This window comes from Pseudomonas arabinosi, assembly GCF_047758675.1.
Classification (GTDB): domain Bacteria; phylum Pseudomonadota; class Gammaproteobacteria; order Pseudomonadales; family Pseudomonadaceae; genus Aquipseudomonas; species Aquipseudomonas arabinosi.
The window spans coordinates 2,846,976-2,867,784 of record NZ_CP180480.1; the positions used below are offsets into that span (position 1 = coordinate 2,846,976).

Annotated in this window: 23 protein-coding genes; 12 read left to right on the forward strand and 11 right to left on the reverse strand. The window is 59.1% G+C overall.

Features of this window, described 5'->3' with window-relative positions; translation table 11 throughout:
* Positions 1-70: 70 nt before the first annotated feature.
* The 5 genes from ACMXYJ_RS13255 (at position 71) to ACMXYJ_RS13275 (ending at position 6,409) form a co-directional block, all read left to right on the forward strand.
* Positions 71-1,636 (forward strand): sugar ABC transporter ATP-binding protein, encoded by a 1,566-nt coding sequence (locus ACMXYJ_RS13255; protein ID WP_415760178.1) that lies wholly within the window; start codon positions 71-73, stop codon positions 1,634-1,636.
* 133 nt (positions 1,637-1,769) lie between these two features.
* Complete coding sequence (locus ACMXYJ_RS13260) at positions 1,770-2,792, forward strand: ABC transporter permease (protein WP_008153855.1); 1,023 nt, start codon at positions 1,770-1,772, stop codon at positions 2,790-2,792.
* Between the two features lie 328 nt (positions 2,793-3,120).
* On the forward strand, positions 3,121-3,525 hold the full coding sequence (locus tag ACMXYJ_RS13265) for a TraR/DksA family transcriptional regulator (RefSeq protein ID WP_007907888.1): 405 nt from the start codon (positions 3,121-3,123) through the stop codon (positions 3,523-3,525).
* Positions 3,526-3,726: 201 nt separating this feature from the next.
* Positions 3,727-5,331, forward strand: coding sequence for a methyl-accepting chemotaxis protein (locus ACMXYJ_RS13270; protein ID WP_432760545.1), 1,605 nt, complete (start codon positions 3,727-3,729; stop codon positions 5,329-5,331).
* Positions 5,332-6,193: 862 nt separating this feature from the next.
* Positions 6,194-6,409, forward strand: coding sequence for a hypothetical protein (locus tag ACMXYJ_RS13275; protein WP_046048115.1), 216 nt, complete (start codon positions 6,194-6,196; stop codon positions 6,407-6,409).
* Here the strand turns inward: ACMXYJ_RS13275 and ACMXYJ_RS13280 are convergent.
* The 3 genes from ACMXYJ_RS13280 to ACMXYJ_RS13290 form a co-directional block, all read right to left on the reverse strand.
* Entirely contained in the window at positions 6,406-6,645 is a 240-nt protein-coding gene (locus ACMXYJ_RS13280) for a DUF2789 domain-containing protein (protein ID WP_415760179.1), read from the reverse strand. The two genes, ACMXYJ_RS13275 and ACMXYJ_RS13280, sit on opposite strands and share 4 nt — an antisense overlap.
* A gap of 131 nt (positions 6,646-6,776) precedes the next feature.
* A complete protein-coding gene (locus ACMXYJ_RS13285; RefSeq protein ID WP_008151675.1) occupies positions 6,777-7,007 on the reverse strand; it encodes a hypothetical protein in 231 nt (76 codons plus the stop codon).
* Between the two features lie 158 nt (positions 7,008-7,165).
* Positions 7,166-7,414: a hypothetical protein gene (locus tag ACMXYJ_RS13290; RefSeq protein ID WP_415760721.1), complete on the reverse strand. Its 249-nt coding sequence runs from the start codon at positions 7,412-7,414 to the stop codon at positions 7,166-7,168.
* A gap of 413 nt (positions 7,415-7,827) precedes the next feature.
* Here ACMXYJ_RS13290 and ACMXYJ_RS13295 point away from each other — a divergent pair, with 413 nt between their 5' ends.
* The 3 genes from ACMXYJ_RS13295 (at position 7,828) to ACMXYJ_RS13305 (ending at position 9,636) form a co-directional block, all read left to right on the forward strand.
* A complete protein-coding gene (locus ACMXYJ_RS13295; protein WP_008151679.1) occupies positions 7,828-8,298 on the forward strand; it encodes a hypothetical protein in 471 nt (156 codons plus the stop codon).
* The gene (locus ACMXYJ_RS13300; RefSeq protein WP_046048120.1) at positions 8,298-8,501 is read left to right on the forward strand and encodes a hypothetical protein; all 204 of its coding nucleotides are present in this window, start codon (positions 8,298-8,300) and stop codon (positions 8,499-8,501) included. The genes ACMXYJ_RS13295 and ACMXYJ_RS13300 overlap by 1 nt, the downstream gene beginning before the upstream one ends.
* A gap of 118 nt (positions 8,502-8,619) precedes the next feature.
* Positions 8,620-9,636: an ABC transporter substrate-binding protein gene (locus tag ACMXYJ_RS13305; RefSeq protein WP_415760180.1), complete on the forward strand. Its 1,017-nt coding sequence runs from the start codon at positions 8,620-8,622 to the stop codon at positions 9,634-9,636.
* A 137-nt stretch (positions 9,637-9,773) separates the two neighbouring features.
* Here ACMXYJ_RS13305 and ACMXYJ_RS13310 read toward each other — a convergent pair whose 3' ends face one another.
* Positions 9,774-11,906 (reverse strand): TonB-dependent receptor, encoded by a 2,133-nt coding sequence (locus ACMXYJ_RS13310; RefSeq protein ID WP_415760181.1) that lies wholly within the window; start codon positions 11,904-11,906, stop codon positions 9,774-9,776.
* Positions 11,907-11,995: 89 nt separating this feature from the next.
* A complete protein-coding gene (locus ACMXYJ_RS13315; protein WP_415760182.1) occupies positions 11,996-12,382 on the reverse strand; it encodes a DUF2946 domain-containing protein in 387 nt (128 codons plus the stop codon).
* A gap of 95 nt (positions 12,383-12,477) precedes the next feature.
* Here ACMXYJ_RS13315 and ACMXYJ_RS13320 point away from each other — a divergent pair, with 95 nt between their 5' ends.
* A complete protein-coding gene (locus tag ACMXYJ_RS13320; protein WP_415760183.1) occupies positions 12,478-12,915 on the forward strand; it encodes a DUF3995 domain-containing protein in 438 nt (145 codons plus the stop codon).
* A 113-nt stretch (positions 12,916-13,028) separates the two neighbouring features.
* Here ACMXYJ_RS13320 and ACMXYJ_RS13325 read toward each other — a convergent pair whose 3' ends face one another.
* Genes ACMXYJ_RS13325 through ACMXYJ_RS13350 form a run of 6 tightly spaced genes read right to left on the reverse strand, consistent with a single transcriptional unit; the run spans position 13,029 to position 19,089 of the window.
* Entirely contained in the window at positions 13,029-13,391 is a 363-nt protein-coding gene (locus ACMXYJ_RS13325; RefSeq protein WP_415760184.1) for a Na+/H+ antiporter subunit G, read from the reverse strand.
* Positions 13,388-13,666 (reverse strand): K+/H+ antiporter subunit F, encoded by a 279-nt coding sequence (locus ACMXYJ_RS13330; protein ID WP_008151692.1) that lies wholly within the window; start codon positions 13,664-13,666, stop codon positions 13,388-13,390. Before ACMXYJ_RS13330 ends, ACMXYJ_RS13325 begins: the two co-directional genes overlap by 4 nt.
* The gene (locus ACMXYJ_RS13335; protein WP_415760185.1) at positions 13,663-14,151 is read right to left on the reverse strand and encodes a Na+/H+ antiporter subunit E; all 489 of its coding nucleotides are present in this window, start codon (positions 14,149-14,151) and stop codon (positions 13,663-13,665) included. Before ACMXYJ_RS13335 ends, ACMXYJ_RS13330 begins: the two co-directional genes overlap by 4 nt.
* Positions 14,148-15,830 carry a monovalent cation/H+ antiporter subunit D gene (locus ACMXYJ_RS13340; protein ID WP_415760186.1) on the reverse strand — a complete coding sequence of 561 codons (1,683 nt, stop codon included), beginning with the start codon at positions 15,828-15,830 and terminating at the stop codon, positions 14,148-14,150. The genes ACMXYJ_RS13335 and ACMXYJ_RS13340 overlap by 4 nt, the downstream gene beginning before the upstream one ends.
* On the reverse strand, positions 15,827-16,171 hold the full coding sequence (locus tag ACMXYJ_RS13345; protein WP_007986256.1) for a Na+/H+ antiporter subunit C: 345 nt from the start codon (positions 16,169-16,171) through the stop codon (positions 15,827-15,829). The genes ACMXYJ_RS13340 and ACMXYJ_RS13345 overlap by 4 nt, the downstream gene beginning before the upstream one ends.
* Complete coding sequence (locus tag ACMXYJ_RS13350; RefSeq protein WP_415760187.1) at positions 16,171-19,089, reverse strand: monovalent cation/H+ antiporter subunit A; 2,919 nt, start codon at positions 19,087-19,089, stop codon at positions 16,171-16,173. The genes ACMXYJ_RS13345 and ACMXYJ_RS13350 overlap by 1 nt, the downstream gene beginning before the upstream one ends.
* Before the next feature lie 319 nt (positions 19,090-19,408).
* Between ACMXYJ_RS13350 and ACMXYJ_RS13355 the strand changes: the two genes are divergently transcribed.
* The 3 genes from ACMXYJ_RS13355 (at position 19,409) to ACMXYJ_RS13365 (ending at position 20,791) form a co-directional block, all read left to right on the forward strand.
* The gene (locus ACMXYJ_RS13355) at positions 19,409-19,807 is read left to right on the forward strand and encodes a PAAR domain-containing protein (RefSeq protein ID WP_415760188.1); all 399 of its coding nucleotides are present in this window, start codon (positions 19,409-19,411) and stop codon (positions 19,805-19,807) included.
* Positions 19,807-20,340 (forward strand): hypothetical protein, encoded by a 534-nt coding sequence (locus ACMXYJ_RS13360; RefSeq protein WP_415760189.1) that lies wholly within the window; start codon positions 19,807-19,809, stop codon positions 20,338-20,340. The genes ACMXYJ_RS13355 and ACMXYJ_RS13360 overlap by 1 nt, the downstream gene beginning before the upstream one ends.
* A gap of 97 nt (positions 20,341-20,437) precedes the next feature.
* Positions 20,438-20,791, forward strand: a complete 354-nt coding sequence (locus tag ACMXYJ_RS13365; RefSeq protein WP_242485089.1) for a hypothetical protein — start codon at positions 20,438-20,440, stop codon at positions 20,789-20,791.
* Positions 20,792-20,809: the final 18 nt, after the last annotated feature.

Sequence of the window (20,809 nt, forward strand, 5' to 3'; positions counted from 1 at the left end):
CCCGTCCGTTCAATAACAACAATAAACACGCAAGGTTGCGACCGCGACCTTGCTGATGGAGTACCTGATCATGTTCGCTTCAGCGACTGCTTCGAGCACCCCGTTGGTGGGTATCCAGCCAGCTGCAACACCTGTCGATGAGCCGTACCTGCTGGAGATCATCAACGTCAGCAAGGGATTTCCCGGTGTGGTGGCCTTATCCGATGTGCAGCTTCGGGTACGCCCCGGCTCCGTGCTGGCCCTGATGGGCGAAAACGGCGCGGGCAAATCCACCCTGATGAAAATCATTGCCGGCATCTATCAGCCGGACGCCGGTGAGCTTCGCCTGAGAGGCAAGCCGGTGGTTTTCGAAACGCCATTGGCAGCGCTCCAGGCCGGGATCGCGATGATCCACCAGGAACTCAACCTGATGCCGCACATGAGCATCGCCGAGAACATCTGGATCGGCCGTGAGCAGCTCAACGGTTTCCACATGATCGATCACCGTGAAATGCATCGCTGCACGGCGAAACTGCTGGAACGCCTGCGGATCAACCTCGATCCGGAAGAGCAGGTCGGCAACCTGAGCATCGCCGAACGGCAGATGGTCGAGATCGCCAAAGCCGTGTCCTACGATTCCGACATCCTGATCATGGATGAACCGACCTCGGCCATCACCGACAAGGAAGTCGCGCATCTGTTCTCGATCATTGCCGACCTCAAGAGTCAGGGCAAAGGCATCATCTACATCACCCACAAAATGAACGAAGTGTTCAGCATCGCCGATGAAGTGGCGGTGTTCCGAGACGGCGCCTACATCGGTTTGCAGCGGGCCGACAGCATGGACGGCGACAGCCTGATTTCGATGATGGTCGGCCGCGAGCTGAGCCAGTTGTTCCCAGTGCGTGAAAAGCCGATCGGCGATCTGCTGCTGTCGGTGCGCGACCTCAAACTGGACGGCATTTTCAAGGATGTTTCCTTCGACCTGCATGCCGGCGAGATCCTCGGCATCGCCGGGTTGATGGGCTCGGGACGGACCAACGTTGCCGAGGCGATTTTCGGCATTGCCCCGAGCGACGGTGGCGAGATTCGTCTCGACGGCGAAGTGGTGCGCATCAGCGATCCACACATGGCGATCGAGAAGGGCTTCGCGCTACTGACCGAGGATCGCAAGCTCAGCGGCCTGTTCCCGTGCCTGTCGGTGCTGGAGAACATGGAAATGGCGGTGTTGCCGCATTACGCCGGCCACGGTTTCATCCAGCAAAAAGCCCTGCGCGCCTTGTGCGAAGACATGTGCAAAAAGCTGCGGGTCAAAACCCCGTCGCTGGAGCAGTGCATCGACACGCTGTCCGGCGGTAATCAGCAAAAAGCCTTGCTGGCACGCTGGCTGATGACCAATCCACGGATCCTGATTCTCGACGAGCCGACCCGCGGTATCGACGTCGGCGCCAAGGCCGAGATCTACCGGCTCATTTCCTACCTCGCCAGCGAAGGCATGGCGGTGATCATGATTTCCTCGGAGCTGCCGGAAGTGCTCGGCATGAGCGACCGGGTGATGGTCATGCACGAGGGCGACCTGATGGGCACCCTCGACCGCAGCGAAGCGACTCAGGAACGAGTGATGCAATTGGCCTCGGGCATGTCCGCGGTTCACTAAGTCAAGGGCGGACGCAGTCTAGGGGTGAGTAGGGATTCTGTGGCGAAGGGATTTAGCGAAACGTCGCGACAAACAGGCTCCCTCACCACAGGCAAGCTCCCTTGCCACAAAGATCTCTATTAAAGGGTGGGTTATGAACGCGATACTGGAAAACAAGCCAGCAACGGCACCGGTCAAGAGTCGCCGGCGCTTTCCGACCGAGTTGAGTATTTTCCTGGTGCTGATTGGCATCGGCCTGGTCTTTGAAGTGTTTGGCTGGATCGTGCGCGACCAGAGCTTCCTGATGAACTCCCAGCGTCTGGTGCTGATGATCCTGCAGGTGTCGATCATCGGCCTGCTGGCAATCGGCGTGACCCAGGTCATCATCACCACGGGTATCGACCTGTCTTCCGGCTCGGTGCTGGCGCTGTCGGCGATGATCGCTGCCAGTCTGGCCCAGACGTCGGACTTCGCCCGGGCGGTGTTCCCGTCGCTCACTGACTTGCCGGTGTGGATTCCGGTGATTGCCGGGCTCGGGGTGGGACTGCTGGCAGGGGCGATCAATGGCAGCATCATTGCCATTACCGGTATCCCGCCGTTCATTGCCACCCTCGGCATGATGGTTTCGGCTCGTGGCCTCGCGCGTTACTACACCGAAGGCCAACCGGTGAGCATGCTCTCGGATTCCTACACGGCGATCGGACATGGCGCGATGCCGGTGATCATTTTCCTGGTGGTCGCGGTGATCTTTCACATCGCCCTGCGTTACACCAAGTACGGCAAGTACACCTACGCCATCGGCGGCAACATGCAGGCGGCGCGTACCTCGGGGATCAACGTCAAGCGGCATCTGGTGATCGTCTACAGCATCGCCGGGTTGCTGGCAGGCCTGGCGGGTGTGGTGGCGTCGGCACGCGCCGCGACCGGGCAAGCCGGGATGGGCATGTCTTATGAGCTGGACGCGATTGCCGCGGCAGTGATCGGTGGCACCAGCCTGGCCGGCGGAGTAGGGCGCATCACCGGCACGGTCATCGGTGCATTGATCCTCGGGGTCATGGCCAGCGGTTTCACCTTTGTCGGCGTCGATGCCTACATTCAGGACATCATCAAAGGCCTGATCATCGTGGTCGCAGTGGTCATCGATCAATACCGCAACAAGCGCAAACTCAAGCGCTGAGCTTCAGATAAAGCAGCCAATGCGCCACGCCTGACCCGCGTGGCGTAACCATTTGTCTTCTATATACAGCCGCGCGATTGAATTTCTTGCTATAAACGCACTCCGATAACCACTGCAAAGACTGCCATAGAGCACTTTCAGGGCTTTGTCGGACAAATTCGCTGTCTTTTCAGTTGCTGAGGCCTCAAGTCGGCCTTAGACTGCCGCCCCTCGTAAATTGAGTGCCGGGTGGCGCTTGGAATTACACGGCGCCGTTCCGATGGCCAACCCAGGTCCGCCGGAACGCTCCCTAATTCGCCTTAATGCACGTTTTTTTATAGAGATATCAATGACAAAGGACAAGTTGCTGGCCATGCCGGCGGATGACTACATGAATGCCGAGCAACATGCTTTTTTCTCTGAGCTGTTGCAGAACATGAAAGTCGAAACCCATGAGCGCATCGAACAGAACCGCATCGCCATCGAAAGCCTGGACACCCCGGCCGATCCGGCCGACGCTGCTTCTGTTGAAGAAGAGCGCACCTGGCTGGTGAACGCGATCGATCGCGACCAACGTATGCTGCCTCAGTTGGAACAGGCTCTGGAACGCATCAAGGAAGACAGCTTTGGCTGGTGCGACGACAGCGGCGAGGCCATTGGCCTGAAGCGCCTGCTGATCAGTCCGACCACCAAGTACTGCATCGAAGCTCAAGAGCGTCACGAACAGATCGACAAGCACCAGCGTCAGGCCTGATTTCGTAACGCCCCGCATCGCGGGCAAGCCTCACTCCTGTCAGGAGCAAGGCTTGCCCGCGATGCTTTTTTTCGTCTGCGAAAAACCCGCGCACTTCTATTGATCTGCTGCAATGCCCACTACTAATGGACCATAGATAATGGCCTTGTAGTGGCGTTTAATGCCGATACAACAATTAGAATGACTCGGGGGATGACGAAGATGGCGCGTGACGGATCTGTGGTTGCAGCAGTGTCTGCACCCATACTTTTGCCGAAAAACCTTTGGCTGACGCCGACTCTGCAAAGCATCGCCCTGATGCTTTTGTTGTGCGGCATGACGCTGGGCGGCTGGTCGCTTTACCTTGGCCTGCCATTGGCGGTGCTGGTGATCTGGCTACCTCGCTTGCGCACTCGCGCCATCCCTGAGGCAACCTCCGTCGACAGCGCCAGCGCGATTGCCGAGTTGACTCGCGATCTTTCCTACACCACCAGTCATAACGCGTTGTCTGCCGCCGGTGTGGCCTTTTCGGTCAAGCAACTGGCCGACAAACTGCAATCGCAGCTCGGTGCCGCGGCGCAGATAGTCAGCAACGCCGAAGTGATGATCGCGACCGAACAAGCCACCTCGACACTCAGCCGGGAAGCCCTCAGTGCGGCCAGTGAGGCACATCGCAGCAGCGCGGCAGGACGTACGGAGCTGATCGAGTCCATCGCCCGTATGCATCAACTCAGTCAGCGCGCCAGTAACAGCCGTGAACTGATCGAAGCCCTGAGCCTGCGCAGTGATGATATCCAACGGGTCACCCTGGTGATCCAGTCCATCGCCAGCCAGACCAATCTGTTGGCATTGAACGCGGCGATCGAGGCGGCGCGGGCCGGCGAGCATGGTCGCGGATTTGCGGTGGTGGCCGATGAGGTTCGCGGTCTGGCCGCGCGCACGGCGACGGCCACCGGCGAAGTCGGGGAAATGGTCGCTGATATTCAGCAGCGCACCGCGCAAGTGGTGGAGCAGATCCGTCAACTGTCCAGCGACCTCGACACCGGTGTCGAACAGGTCGAGCACACCGGTCAGCACCTGGAGAACATTGCGCGTCTGGCTGCCGGCGTCGAAAACCAGGTCGGGGAAATCGCCAGGGGCGCCGACACTAACCGCGAACAACTCGATAGCCTGTTCCACGCCATCGAACAGATGCGCAGCGACCTGGCGATCAGCGACCAGCAGACCCAGCGCCTGGCCCAGGCCGCGGTGCAAATGGAAGGTCAGGCCGAAACCATCAGCGAGCGCCTCGCCGAAGTCGGGCTGGATGACTATCACCAGCGGGTTTATGACCTGGCCCGCGAAGGCGCGAGTCAGATTGCAGCGCGCTTTGAAGCGGATATAGACGAGGGCCGCGTCAGCCTCGATGATCTGTTCGACCGCAGTTACCAAACCATTCCTGGCACCAGCCCGGCCAAATACCAGACCCGCTTCGATCGCTACGCCGATCAGGTCTTGCCGGCGATCCAGGAACCGTTGTTGCCGCGTCATGAAGGCCTGGTGTTCGCCATCGCCTGTACGCAGCAGGGTTATGTGCCGACCCACAACAAGGTCTTCAGCCAGCCGCTGACCGGTGATGCGCAGGTCGATACCTTGCAGAACCGCACCAAACGCAAATTCGCCGACCGCACCGGGATTCGCTGTGGCAGTCATCAGCAGGCTGTGCTGCTGCAAACCTACACCCGCGACACCGGTGAGTTGATGCACGACCTTTCGGTGCCGATCATGCTCAAGGGCCGGCATTGGGGTGGTTTGCGATTGGGTTACAAGCCGGAAAATCCTCGTTGAGTTGTTTGGTGTTGTTGTTAACGAGGGGTGGGGTTTGGGCTGGATTGGGGACATATCCGTTTCTGCGGTAGCGGCGGCTATTGGTTTCGCTTTTACAGCGAGTCACTTTGAAAAGCCCAAAGTAACCAAAGGCTTTTGCCCTGCCATTCGGTGCCTCGCCTAGGCTCGGTATGCCGTAACGAAGGCATTGCTCCGGGGGGCCGCCGCCATCGGCCATCCATGGCCGGGGGCGGCTACCGCGGCATCCTTGCCGCGGTGCCCCCTACGCAATACCTGCGTTCGGCCTCTGGGAAAGGGGCAACAGATCAAAATCAAAAGCCACAGCCACAGCCACAGCAAGATCAAAAGATCGCAGCCTCGTTTCACTCGACAGCTCCTACAGGGGGCGGGGGGTGTACGCACGTTCCTCACCACTCAACAGGCCGAGCGTTAGCTCGCCTGCAGCTTTTGATCTTGATGCACCGCCCCCTCGAGAGGCCGAGTGGAGGTTCTGCGCAGTGGGCAACCCGGCATGGATGCCGGGTTAGCCGCCCCCGGCCATGGATGGCCGATGGCGGCGGGCCCACGGAGCAGGACCGGAGCGAGGGCATGCCGAGCCTAGGCGAGGCACCGGTCGAAAGGGGCAGAAGCGCTTTGGTTACTTTCGCGCTTTTCGAAAGTGACTCGCTGTAAAAGCGAAACCGATAGCCGCCATCACCGCAGAAACGGATATGCACACAAAAAAAACAGGTCAGCCCTTGATCCACCGCCCATTGTTACCGGTTCAACAACAAAGCTGTGCAGCGCCGTTGCTGTTTCCTCGCCGATGAACTCATTACCATGCCTACATAGTTAGGTTGCTAATGAAATTCGAGAGGTCAGCATGCAAAGCAAAGTCGATGTCGCCGTCATGATAGGCAGCGGTGTGCCTGCCAGTTTGCGTTCGCTGGGGAAGAGTGTTTGTTGGGTGGTGCTGCTGAATGGCGAGCGCCGCGGAACGGCATTCTCAAGTCGCGAAGAGGCGCAGGAGTGCAGGGCTGCCTGGTTGGCGCAACTGAACGCCGAAACACCCGACAGCCTGCATGGAATCAGAGGCTAGTGGATCTGATGCATACGCAGGTTCAGGTCGTCGACCACCCGCGCCCAATCGGCGTCTTCACGCAATTGTTCTTTCAGGAAGCCTGCTTGCTGCGGGGACCAGAACTCGGCATCGATGAGTTTCTTGTTGTCGGCCAGGGGTGAATGGCTGGCAATGAAATCGTCGATGGCCTTCTCGCTGGAGTCCAGACCGAGTTGGTCGAACAAACCTTTCAAGTCATGTGTGGGTGAATCCATGTTCATCTCCTTGCGGGTCGCGTCGAGTGCGAGATCTGAGGGGCGGCTTCATTGCATCTGAGGGAGCCGCGCTTCAGGAGTTCGATGGCGATGTTCAAAAGCAGAAGAGAGCATAGACTGCAAACCGACAATCAGGCTTTCAATGCACCTTCATCAACGGCAACCTTCAGCGCCTTGGCGGCATCCTGGGCGGCAACGGCGGCAACATCCGAGGTCTTGAACCAGCGATCCTTCTCGACCTGGTGATAGGTCACAGTGGTCAGCGGTGGTTTGGCGCGCATGATAATGACTGCCTGGAATTCGCCTTCGACTTCTCTGGCTTCGCCCCGGATAAAAAATTCACCGATATCAAATTCCGTCACGTAGCAGCCTTCCCTTGAAAATATTCTGTTGTTTTGAACGCCGCCCACCCTGGGGACGGTTTTCATTGGTCGGGCAGTATGGCAGTAGTTGCATGCTGGCGGCTGAGTTAAGTCGCCGGCATGACGAAGCGTCTATGCAAATGAACGTGGAGGGACCGTCAACCGCGTAACTCGAGTGAGCGGGCAAGGGCGCAGGCTTCGTTATGATTGCCGCGGAAACCTCTGACGCGGCCGGTGGAAATTTCCTTGACATGAAAAAAGGCATTGCCGGCCAAAATGACCTGAAAGCGTGGCCGGGCGAGCTCTTCAGGGTAGTATCCATGCGGTTGAAACATCCCTGGGGGCAGTGTCCTCGAGCTGCTCGTGTTAGGCGCCTGGGGGTGAGCAAAATGTGTCAACGTGCACATATGAAGTCCTTTTCGTTGTTTTACCGACGTGCGTACGTGGTTTTGGGTAGTCTCGATGAGCATCGCTGCTCTAGAATCACCGTCAGTGTGTGGCGATCGATGTTCATCTAAATCAATTTTTTGCTGGCGATATGTCGGAAAAGTGCTTCTTTTAAAGAGTTTTTTCCCTAAAGTTGGTAGTCCCGTTTTTCTGGCTGTCGGAAGGGCTTTTTCCTTCAACCTCTGACGAACGCCAGGCAAGACGACGTGAGTGTTGTTCCAGTAGTCTTCTCAAACCTCGCGATGAATGAGCGCTCTGCTCGTTTCAGGATTTCAACCCGGGTCATTTGGCTACACCTTCGGCATTGCCGCTTTTTTCTGCTGTGCGCTGTTTTCCTGCGTGCAGCATCATTTTCAGATGTGGGGATGTTTCCTTGGCAGTAAGTAATCTCGATATGCATGCTTTGTTCGTGCTGGGTGATTTGCGCGCAAAGCTGGTTAAACAGTTTCAGTCACGTTTTGTTTACATCACCGAACAGAACGCTGAAGGCATTTACATTGCCGAGATCGACACCGAAGAGGCGCTGGTGGTTGATGACAAACCAGGGCTTAAACTCAAGGTCGGCGATCATTTCAGCGCCTCTGTATTGCCCAGTCGCGAAGGCGGCAAGCTGGACATCAAGTTCCGCGAAATCAAACTGACGGTTTACGGCCTGGGTGATTACGCGTTCGTCACCACCGCTGATGGTCACGGGATCGTTTTCAAGGAAGGGCATAGCGTGGTGATGGTGTTCGCCGCTCACCAACAGTTGCAGGAAGGCCTGACCAAAACCCTGAAAGCCGTGACCGCCAAGGCGGCCAAGTGGCGCAAAGGGGAACTGGTCACCTTCAAGGCCAGCGAATAATGACCCTGACCCGCGCCGACTTCCACGAACAGAACCAGGCCAGTGCGCAAGCCGAAGCCCAGCGGATGTTCGACCAGAAGGCTGTTTTGCAAGGTGCATGGCTGGGTTGGGTGGCGTCACAGATCTATACGTTGCGTCCGGCGGAGTACGCCAGCATGGTACGAAGAGCGCTGGCGCGCTTGCAGGAACCTTCCGAAAACTGATTGACCTCCCTCGAAAGCAGGAACCTCTACTACAGTCAGATGACTGAGTATTCAGAGGCTTTGCGGTCTTCTGCCAGGCCATCCTGCTATTGCTGTGAACAGCACGAGGTGCAAAAGCATGAACGGATTTCGACGGTTGCTGGCCGCTACCCTGGCCACTTTAGGATTGTTGGCTTCACCCGTTCCGGTGTTCGCTGCCCAGGCGCCGATCCACTTCGCTGACCTGAACTGGGAAAGCGGCAGCCTGATCACCGATATCCTGCGGATCATCGTCGAGAAGGGCTACGGGCTGCCGACCGATACCTTGCCGGGGACGACCATCACCCTGGAGACCGCACTCGCCAACAATGACATTCAGGTCATTGGCGAAGAATGGGCCGGTCGCAGTCCGGTCTGGGTCAAGGCTGAGGCAGAAGGCAAAGTCGTGAGTCTCGGCGATACGGTCAAAGGTGCCACCGAAGGCTGGTGGGTGCCCGAATATGTGATCAAGGGCGACCCGGCGAAAGGCATCAAGCCGCTGGCGCCGGGCCTGCGCAGTGTCAGCGACCTGCCGAAATACAAGGGCGTGTTCAGTGATCCGGAAACCCCGGGCAAGGGGCGCTTCCTCAACAGCCCGATCGGCTGGACGTCGGAAGTGGTCAATAAACAGAAACTCAAGGCGTATGGGCTGGACGACAGCTATGTGAATTTCCGCAGCGGCTCCGGCGCAGCGCTGGATGCGGAAATCAGCTCTTCGATTCGTCGCGGCAAACCGGTGCTGTTCTATTACTGGTCGCCTACGCCGTTGCTCGGCCGCTTCAAACTGATTCAGCTCGAAGAGCCGCCGTTCGACGCCGATGCGTGGAAAACCCTGACCGACGCCGACAATCCGAATCCGAAACCGACGCGCTCACTGCCCTCGAAGCTGTCCATTGGCGTGTCCACGCCATTCCAGAAACAGTATCCGCAAATTGCCGAGTTCTTCACCAAGGTCGACTTGCCAATCGATCCATTGAACAAGGCGCTGGCCGAGATGAGCGAAAAACACACCCCGCCACGGCAGGCGGCGCAGGCGTTCATGAAGGCGCACCCGGACGTGTGGCAGGCCTGGGTGCCCAAGGATGTGGCGGATAAAGTCTCCGCCGAGTTGAAGTGATGTGGTGGGGCTGATGCCGCCTTCGCGAGCAAGCCCGCTCCCACACTTGACTGATGTGTACGCAGATTTTGTGTATGACAAATATCAAATGTGGGAGCAGGCTTGCTCCGGGCGGCGTTCCGACGAAGCTTTTGCTTTTAGAATCGGGTTTGCACCGCCAGCTCGAAGGTGCGCGGTGAGCCGAGGTAATACGCCGGTGACACATGCGCAAACTCGGCATACACCTCATTGGTCAGGTTGCGCACCCGGCCGGTAACGGTGGTGTGTTGATCGACCTTGTAGCTGAGAAACGTGCCGTAGAGCGTGTACGACGGTACGGTCAGGGTGTTTGCGCTGTCGGCAAACACCGAGGCCACATACCGCGCATCGACACCGCCCTGCCATTGTGGCGCGAAGTCATAGGTCAGCCACAGATTGCCGACCCGGTCCGGCACGTTGGTCGGTGTGTTGCCTTTGCGTGAAACCACCACACCCGCGGCATTCTTCTCGTTGAACTCGTCGTACTGCGCATCGACCCAGGCGAAGTTGCCTTCGGCCAGCAGCTTGTCGGTGATCCTGAACGAACTGGCCAGTTCGATCCCTTTGGACGTCTGCTGACCCACAGGAATGCTGCTGGTCGGATCCAGCGGGTCGGTCACCGCGAAGTCCTTTCGCTCGATCGTGTAAGCCGCCACCGTCGCCGAGCCGCGGCCGTCCAGATAGTCGAATTTACTGCCGACTTCCCATTGCTTGCCGGTGGACACGTCGAAGTCTTGTGTACCGTTGGGCTGTTCGGCGGCGGTGCTGTATTGCACGTAGACGTTGGCGTCGGGAATGAATTGGTAAGTCAGGCCGACCCGGCCGGTCATCGGCTCCCAGCTGCGCTTGAGGTGCCGGGGATTGCTGGCGGTCACGACCCGGTGGTTGGTCACGTCCAGGTCGATGTTGTCATAACGCAGGCCGGTCAGCAGCGCGAGTTTGTCGGTGAGGGCCAAGCGGTTCTCGGCGAACAGGGCTTTGGTGGTGACTTCGTTGGTCTTGTCGCTGACAAACCCCGGTTTGGTGCCCGGGATGTCGTAGAAGTGACCCGGCTGAAAGTGATTCGGGTCGACGGTGCTGGCACCTTTGACGTTCAGCGGCGAGTTGGTGGTCTGGTTGACCTTGTACTCGAAGCCGCCGGACCAGGTCGTGTCCAGCCCGAACAACGTGTTGTCGTGGCGCAGTTCGAACTGGTTGCCGTTCTGCTCGCCCTGATGCCGGACCTGATACGCCGTGGAGCGATTCACCGCACTGTTGTCGGCGTTGTACTGGTAGGTTTCCAGGTTGCGGTAATCGCGCTGGCTGTCGAGGTGGTAAAGGGTGTTGCGCAGGGTGGTGCTGTCGTTGATCCGGTAGTCGATGATCGAGCGCACCCAGATTGTGCGCTGCTCGTAACGGCCGTCCTCGACGTTGTAGTTGTTGAAGCGGTTGTGCTTGTCGATCTTCAATTCGCCGGCCTTGGGGTTGAGCACCGGCGTGCCCCAGTAAGGGCTGTCTTCGTGTTCATCCTGATATTCCAGGGCCAGGGTGTGAGACAGGTTGGGCGTCAGGTCACTGAGCAGCGAGAACGCCACGCTCCACGCATCACGTTCCTGACGGTCGATGTAGCCGTTGCCGGTGTTGTGGCTGACGTCGAGCCGCGCGTAGTGCTGCACGTCCGCGCTGGCATCGCTCAGGGCGTGGTTGAGGCCGAATGCGGTTTCGGTGGTGTCGTAACTGCCGTAGCTGACCCGGCCTTCGACGGCTTGCTCTTCACGAGTGGCCAGTTTGGTCACATAGTTCAGCGAACCGCCCACCGAACCAGCACCATTGATCAGTGATGACGGGCCGCCTACCAGTTCCACTCGATCATAGATCCAGGCGTCTACCGGCCGGGCGAGGCCGCCGGAGACATTGATGCCGTTGAACATCTGGGTGATCTGGCTGCTGGTGAAACCGCGGTAGGAGACGAACCCACCGAAACCCGGCGGTGCGCTGGTATTGACGCCCGGCAAAGTGTTGGCGGCGTCCTGGAAGTTTTGCGCGCCGTGGCGCTCGATGTCGCTGCGGTTGGCCACGGCTACCGAGGCCGGGGTTTCGCGCACGCTCAGGCCAAGTCGCGACGCCATGCCGCTGGACTGATCCAGACTCAGACCTGGCTCAGGCGCCGCTTCGCCGTCAATGGTGATGGGCGCGAGGTCGACGGTGGATTGCGCCCAGGCGTTTACAGACAGGCAGCCGAACAGGCTTGCCAGTAAAGGAATGCGTTTCATCGATGAATCCTGAATGCTTGACTAGGAAACAGCGCACACGCAAACGCTACGCGTTGGCGAGGTGGGCTGATCAGAAAAGGCGAAGAAATTCAGGCGACAGGCGGAGCGCGAGGATTGGCCGAGGGCCAGGTGAAGCGGGCAGGGAGGTCAGCATTGGCGACGACGGCCAAGGGCGGACTGTGTTGCTGCGGGAGGATCGCCAGGGTCAGGCTGGAATTGAGCGCCGGGCCCATGCCGCCGGTGGAGCACAACGGGCAGCCGAAGGCCTTGGACAGGGTCGGCAGTTTGTCTTCGGAGGTGTTCGACGAAGCCGGCGGCTGGCTGGCCGGGTCGACGGTACAGAACTGGCCGCCGATGCCGTTGAGCTGCATCCCGACCATTTGCCCGTGACCGATACTGCAGGCGAACACGTTGAACAGGACGCAGCAATAAAGCATCCAGGCCATCAATGTGCGGTCAGTTCGGGCGAGTTTCATGGAGCGGCACTTTATCATCGCTGATGACGAATACCCTTACAAAATCGTTCAAGGAAGTTCATTCTGCTGCGACATTTCACGCTGGAACTCTGAACATGAGCCTATTGATCGCGCAATGGATGGCTGCCATCTTCCTGTTGATCAGCCTGATCCACCTGTACTGGGCGGCAGGTGGCAAGTTGGGTAGCGAGGCGGCGGTCCCGCGAATATCCGCGGAGGACGGCGGGGAACCCAGGCCGGCCTTCAAGCCTTCAGGCTTTGCCACGTTGCTGGTGGCGGTCGGGTTGCTGCTGATTGCGATGCTGGTGTGCTTGCGGGTCGGCCTGTATCTGCCGACGGTGCATCACTGGTCGCTGCAATGGGTGATCAGCGCCATTGCGATGCTGATGTTCGCCCGGGCGATTGGCGATTCGAACCTGATAGGGTTCTTCAAACAGGTGAAGGATTCGAAGTTTGCCCGGCTCGACACTTGGGCGTATTCGCCGTTGTGCGTGGTGTTGGGGGCGGGGTTGTTGGCAGTCGCCTGGATCTGAGGCAAAGCAAGATCAAGAGATCGCAGCCTCGTTTCACTCGACAGCTCCTACAAGGGTTTTGCATTCCCCTGTAGGAGCTGTCGAGTGAAACGAGGCTGCGATCTTTTTTGCGTCTAACTCCCGCTTTCCGTGTGCCGACTACTCACCTCAGCCGGCACATCATCCCCCGCCATGCGCTTGCGAAACAGCGCCGCCCGCGCCAGCAACAGCGTGGTCACCGGCACCGTGATCGACAACAGAATCGGAATCAGCCAGGCATGCAGCACTGGCCCGGACTTGAGTGCCGAAAAGTAAATGATCGAGGCCAGTGCCACACACCAGGCGCCCAAGGTCGACGCCAGCGCTGGCGGGTGCATGCGCTGGAAGTAATCCTTCATCCGCACCAGGCCAATGGCGCCGATCAGCGCAAACAGACTGCCGAGCACCAGCAGGATCGCCACCGGAATTTCAATCCACAGAGACAGTTCCGTGCTCATTCGATCACCTCGCCACGCAGCAGGAATTTCGCCAGGGCAAATGAGCCGACGAAGCCGAACAGCGCAATCAGCAGCGCCGCTTCGAAGTAAGTGTCACTGGCATAACGAATGCCCAGCGCGAGCATCATCAGCATCGCGATGATGTACAGGTAATCCAGCGCCAGAACCCGGTCCTGGGCTGACGGTCCCTTGAACAGCCGGATCAGCGTCAGAATCATCGCCAGCGAAAAGATGAACAGGCTCAGCAGGATTGCGTTCGACAGCAAGGCGCTCATTCGAAGATCTCCATCAAGGGGCGCTCGTAGGTCGCCTTGAAGTGCTGGATGAACAGCGCTTCGTCATCCAGATCGAAGACGTGCAGCAACAAAATGCTGCGGTCCAGCGCCAGTTCCGACCACACGGTGCCGGGAACCACCGTGCAGATCATCGACAGCGCCGCCAGGCCGTTGGCATCGCGCAGGTCCAGCGGCACCTTGATGAACTGCGAGCGGGGCGGGCGGCGACCGGCGTTGAGCACGCCCCAGGCCACGGCGAGGTTGGACACCACCACATCGCGCCCCACCAGAAAGAACAAACGCGCAATCACGCCCGGCCGACGAATGCGGATCGGCAGCGGTCGCAGCTTGCGCATCATCAACGGCGCGCAGAACCCCAGCACCGCGCCCAGCAGCAGATTGCCGGGGCTCATCGACAGATTCAGCACCAGCCACAACAACCACAGCGCCAGCGACAACCAGGGAGCAGGAAACAGACGCTTCATGGTGTGACCTCCGCGATCGCGGCTTTGGCTTCCGGACTCGGAATTGCACGGGTGCCGAGTACCGCCATCACGTATTGCTGCGGGTTGTTCAAGGCTTGGGCGGCCGCCTGGGTGTAGCGCAGCAGCGGTTCGGCCTTGAAGGTCAGCGCAATGCTCAAGCCCAGCAACGCAATGATCGGCACGCATTCGAAACGTCGCAGCAACGGCGACGGCCGCTCCTCGGGTGTCCAGAACCGCTGGATGCCCAAGCGCGAGAACGCGATCAACGACGCCAGCCCGGAGAGGATCAACAACGCCAGCAAGCCCCACGCTGCATTGGAAATCGGCTCATCGCTGCCATTGCCCAGGCCCAGCGGATTGAGCAGGGCGCTGAGCAAGCCGAGTTTGCCAATGAATCCCGAGAGCGGCGGCATGCCGATGATCAGCAGCGAGCAGGCAATGAAGCTCAACCCGAGGAACGCCATGGTCCAGGGAATCACCTGGCCGACCACGGCTTTCTGCTCGTCATCGAGGTTGATGCCTTTGGGCGGCTGCAAGGATTCCATCGGTCGCGGCAGATCGCCGTCATCGAACAACGGCATTTCATTGGCCGAACGCGAACGCTCGATCAACTCGGCCAACAGGAACAAGGCGCTCAACGCCAGGGTTGAGCTGACCAGATAGAACAGCGTCGCGCCGATCAGGTTGGGCTGGGCGAAACCGATGGCCGACAGCAGAATCCCGGCCGACACCAGAATGCTCAGGCTGGCCAGGCGCTCCAGTCGTTGTGCGGCGAGGATCGCCACCGCAGCGCAGACGATGGTCGCCATGCCGCCGTAGATCAGCCAGTCGCCGCCAAAGTACGCCGAGGCGCCGGCCTGACCGGAGAACAGCAAGGTCCACAAGCGCAGCAAGGTGTAGACGCCGACCTTGGTCATGATCGCGAACATCGCCGCCACCGGTGCGCTCGCCGCGGAATAGGCCGGCACCAGCCAGAAGTTCAGCGGCCACATCCCGGCCTTGGCCAGGAACGCCACGGCCAGAATCCCCGCGCCGGCATGCAGCAGGCCGCGATCGGCTTCCGGCACCAGCGGGATTTTCAGCGCCAGGTCGGCCATGTTCAGGGTGCCGGTGACGCCGTAGATCAGCGCCGCGCCGATCAGAAACAGCGACGAGGCCAGCAGGTTGATCGAGATGTAATGCAGCCCCGACGACACCCGTGACCGACCCGAACCGTGGAGCATCAGGCCGTAGGATGCCGCCAGCAGCACTTCAAAAAACACAAACAGGTTGAACAGGTCCGCCGTCAGGAATGCGCCGTACAGGCCCATCATCTGAATCTGGAACAGCGCGTGGAAACTCGAACCGGCGCCGTCCCAACGGGCCATGGCGAACAGCAGGGCGCTGACGCCGATGATCCCGGTCAGCACCAGCATCAGCGCTGACAGTCGATCGACCACCAGCACGATACCGAACGGCACCTGCCAGTTGCCCGGCAGGTACACGCCGATGGAGCCGGGGACGCCCGTCTCCTGAGTCCATTGCAGCAACAGCACGGCAATGCCCAACCCCACCAGGCTGGAAAACAGGTTGATCTTGGCCTTCAGCGGACGGTGTTTCTCGCCCAGCATCAGCATCACGGCGGCGGTCAGCAGCGGTAGCAGAATCGGTGCAGCGATCAGGTGCGGCATCAGATTCATTCTTTAGGCTCCCGGCCATCCACATGGTCGGTACCGGTCAGGCCCCGGGAAGCCAGCAGAACCACCAGAAACAGCGCGGTCATGGCGAAGCTGATCACGATCGCGGTCAACACCAGCGCTTGCGGCAGTGGGTCGGTGTAGTGCAGCAGATCCTGCGGCACGCCGTCCTTGATGATCGGCTCCTTGCCGATAAACAGGCTGCCCATGCTGAAGATGAACAGATTGACGCCGTAGGACAGCAGGCACAGGCCCATCACCACCTGAAACGTCCGTGGCCGCAGGATCAGCCAGACCCCGGACGCGGCAAGCACGCCGATGGCGATTGCGATGACTTCTTCCATCAGACGGTTCCTTGCGTGGCGACGGCTCGAGGCAGGGCAGCGGTCTTGTGACCCCGTACCGATTGGTGAGCGAGGGCGGTGAGGATCAACAGGGTCGAACCGACCACCACGGCGTACACGCCAATGTCGAAGAACAGCGCACTGGCGATGTGAACATCGCCGAACACCGGCAGTTCGAAATGCCAGGTGTGGGTAGTCAGGAACGGATGCCCGACGGCCATCGCTCCAAGTCCGGTGACCGTGGCGAACAGCAGACCCGTGCCCATCCAGCGCAGCGGTCGCAGGCTCATTTGCGCTTCGACCCACTGGGTACCGGCGACCATGTATTGCAGGATGAACGCCACCGACATCACCAGGCCTGCGACAAAACCGCCGCCCGGCTGATTGTGGCCGCGCATGAACAGGTAGACCGACACCACGAAGGCGATCGGCAACAGCAGGCGCACCAGCACCGCCGGCACCATCATGAAACCGAGCGCGGTGTCGCTGGCGTGACGCGGGTTGACCAGATCAGTGACCACGTCCGGTGCCAGCAGACGCTGCTGGGCCGGCAACTGCAGGCTTTCTTTTGGCGGGCGGAAGCGTCGCAGCAGGGCGAACACGGTCAGGGCCACGGCCACCAGCACGGTGATTTCACCGAGGGTGTCGAAGCCGCGGAAGTCCACCAGCATCACGTTGACCACGTTGCTGCCGCCGCCCTCGGGCAGGGCACGGCTGAGGTAGAACGAAGAAATGTGGTTCGGCGTCTGGCGCGTCAGCATCGCGTAGGCCAGCAGCGCCATGCCGCCGCCGACCACGGTCGACAACAGCAAGTCGCGGATACGGCGGATGCGCGCCTTGCGCAGGGTGCTCGGCAACGGCGACACCTCTTCGATCCGGCGAGGTAGCCAGCGCAGACCTAGGAGGATCAACACCGTGGTCACCACTTCCACGGCCAATTGCGTCAGCGCCAGGTCCGGCGCCGAGAACCAGACGAAGGTGATGCAGGTCATCAGGCCGCAGACGCTGACCATGGTCAGGGCCGCGAGTCGGTGATACTTGGCCTGCCACGCCGCGCCTAGGGCGCAGGCAATCGCCAGCAGCCAGAGGGTCACGAACACGATCGAACCCGGAATCTTCGGCCGGTCGCCCCAGCTCAGGCTGCTGTGGAGCATCGGGATCAACCCGGCCAACACGGCCGCGAGCACCACCAGGAACAATTGGGTTTGCAGGCGCTTGGTGCTGATCCGCCGCTCGAGACGACGGGCCAGGCGCATCATGATCACCAGGCAGCGTTCGAACAGGCGCTTGCCGTTGAACCGGCCAATGATCGGCGGGTACTTGAAACGCCCGTGTTTGAGCTGATTGCGCAACAGCAGATAAAGCACGATGCCGCAGGACATGGCGATCAGGCTCATGATCATCGGCGCGTTCCAGCCGTGCCAGATCGCCAGGCTGTATTCAGGCAAGGTGCCGCCTACCACTGGCAGGGCAGCCGCGGCCAGCAACGGGCCGACCACCTGCGCCGGGAAAATCCCCACGACCAGGCAGGCGAATACCAGCAATTCCACCGGAGCGCGCATCCAGCGTGGCGGCTCGTGTGGGGTGTGCGGCAGGTCGGTGGCGGTCGGGCCGAAGAACACGTCGACGGTAAAGCGCAGCGAGTAGGCGACGCTGAAGGTACCGGCGATGGTCGCGACGATGGGCAGCGTCATCTCGATCCAGGCCGTGGCATTGATGAACACGGTTTCGGCGAAGAACATCTCTTTGGAGAGGAAGCCGTTGAGTAGCGGCACACCGGCCATGGACGCGCTGGCGACCATGGCCAGGGTGGCGGTGAACGGGATCAGTTTGATCAGGCCGCTGAGCTTGCGGATGTCCCGGGTGCCGCTTTCGTGGTCGATGATCCCGGCGGCCATGAACAGCGAAGCCTTGAACGTCGCATGGTTGAGAATGTGAAACACCGCGGCCACAGCGGCCAGAGGACTGTTCAAGCCTAGCAGCAGGGTGATCAGGCCCAGGTGGCTGATGGTCGAGTAGGCCAGCAGCCCCTTGAGATCGTTCTGGAACATCGCGCAATACGCACCGAGCAACAGGGTGCAGGCGCCGGCGCCGCTGACGATGTAGAACCATTCTTCACTGCCGGACAGCGACGGCCAAAGCCGTGCGAGGAGAAACACCCCGGCCTTGACCATGGTCGCCGAGTGCAGATAGGCCGAAACCGGTGTCGGCGCCGCCATGGCGTGGGGCAGCCAGAAATGGAAGGGGAATTGCGCGCTTTTGCTCAGGGCGCCGATCAGGATCAGGGGTAGCAGAATAGGGTAGAGGGCGTGTGCGCGAATCAGATCGCCGGCGGCCAGGACCTTATCCAGGTCATAGCTGCCGACCACATGGCCGAGCAGCATGACCCCCGCCAGCAAACACAAACCGCCTGCGCCGGTGACCAACAGCGCCATATAAGCACCGCGTCGCGCATCGGCGCGGTGGTGCCAGTAGCCGATCAACAGGAATGAAAAGAGGCTGGTCAGCTCCCAGAAAAACACGATCTGGATCAGGTTGCCGGAGATCACCAGCCCGAGCATGGCGCCCATGAATGCCAGGAAAAACGCGAAGAACCGCGGCACAGGATCGTCCGGCGACATGTAGTAGCGGGCGTACAACGAAACCAGCGTGCCGATGCCCAGCACCAGCATTGAGAACAGCCAGGCGAAACCGTCCATGCGCAGGACGAAGTTCAGGCCCAGGCTGGGCAGCCAGAAAAACTCTTCGCGGATCACGCCGCCATTGGCGATTTGCGGGTACAGCAGGGCGACCTGGACGGTGCCTATCAAGGCAACCAGACCAGCCAACAAAGATTCGGTATTGCGCGCGTTGTGCGGCAGCAAGGCTGCCAGACAGCTGCCGATAAAAGGCAGAAGCAGTAGAACTATCAGGGACATAGGCTTCTAATCTGCGGAAGTTTGTGAAGCATCATACGTGCCAGCTCTCGGATCACCAAACGTCAAGCTGTCGCAGAATCCTACAAGGTAGACGGAAAAAACCTGATTCACATTGTTTCGAAGAGACGGTTTCAACCGTTTCGGACCCTTCGCGGGCAAGCCCGCTGGATCTGTACTGTGTTGAGGTTATGTGTACACAGCAAATCCAATGTGGGAGCGAGCCTGCTCGCGATGAGGCCCTGTCAGTCAACATCAATCTCGGCGTGGCGGTGGGGGCTGTTTCGGGACTGACAACAACGCAAAATCCATTGTGCGGATCATGTACTACTATTCCTGCCCCATTCATGGCAGCAATCCAATAACAACGGGTGCCCCACACGTTTTTGGACTCGGTAAAGATGTGGCACATGTCGGATCGTTAACGGCTTGCGGCGCCACAATCACAGCAGGTTCTCCAGATACATTTGTCGGCGATGCTGGGGCCAGCGGTGTCAGTAATATTTTCCGCAAGCTTTTGCAGGAAAAGACTTTCGTCGAATTTCAATTGCTCAATGACAGAGAAGAGCCGATTCCCAACGAGTCGTATGAATTGACACTGCCAGATGGCGCGGTGATCACTGGCGTTCTCGATGAAAGTGGATTTGTTCATGTGCCAAATGTCCCCAGGGGAAGCTGCAGCATAAAGTTTCCAAAACTTGAAGATACGGAACATCTTTAATGGTTGATTCTACTAAGGCGTCGGGTACGACGCAGACGTACGATTTCGGACGATATGGGGAAACCTGGGGAACCTTTGATAGTGAAGGCGAGGGTGTATTAAATGTCTGGACCTCTTTCAAGGCTTACATTTCTGGAGAAAACAGCCTCGGGCGGACAACGACCGGTTTTGTCTACTTTTTGGAAAACACCAAGGCTGAAGCGGTGATTGCTCACTTTGATGGGGTCGTGGCACAGAAAAAAGAGCTAAGAAAAAAGACAGCCACCGCGACACGTTACGTTTTACCAGCGAATTATCATCCAACCACCAACAATTGCACGACGGTGACAATTGATGGAGCCACGGTTTCAGGCAAGGCGATCGTGCAGAACCCTGCCGAGTATCGAGAGATGAGAGGGCTTTCCTGGACAGAGAGGCAGGCGGCGCGCACGCAGAAATGGACACAGGATGGCATTTTTATGCCAGCAGCCTTGCAGGCTATGCTCGAAGGGAATACCGAGGCGCGTTATGACAAAAAGAATGTTTACAAGTAACAAGTTTCCTTTTTGGCTAGCCGGGTTGATTTTGATCAATGCGGTCGTTTTGGCATTTGTTGTGATTAATAACGTTACGAAGTCGCACGATATGAAAATGATTAAGACTAAAGAGCCGTTGCTTATTGAGGGGCCGAATGGCGATGAAAACTATTATGTGCTGCCGCTCGGCACCACGCTTTATCATGACAAGAGCTTTCCTGAAGGGCATGACCGTTATGTCGTTTACTTGAATCATAAGGGTGCAATAGCACACGAAGAAGTGCCGATGAAGCCGGAATATGGAGGCTCGTTTATCGATCCGCTTTGGATGTCAAATATCGATGCCGATACGCTGAAGGAAATCTTCAAGCGCTTCCCGCTTTCCAAGGAAGATGTGGCTGCGGCCATAAAGTCTAACGGCTTCACCAGAGATGATCTCGCCGACATTATCCGGTCATTACCAGAGTAAGCGGGGGATCAGACTGAT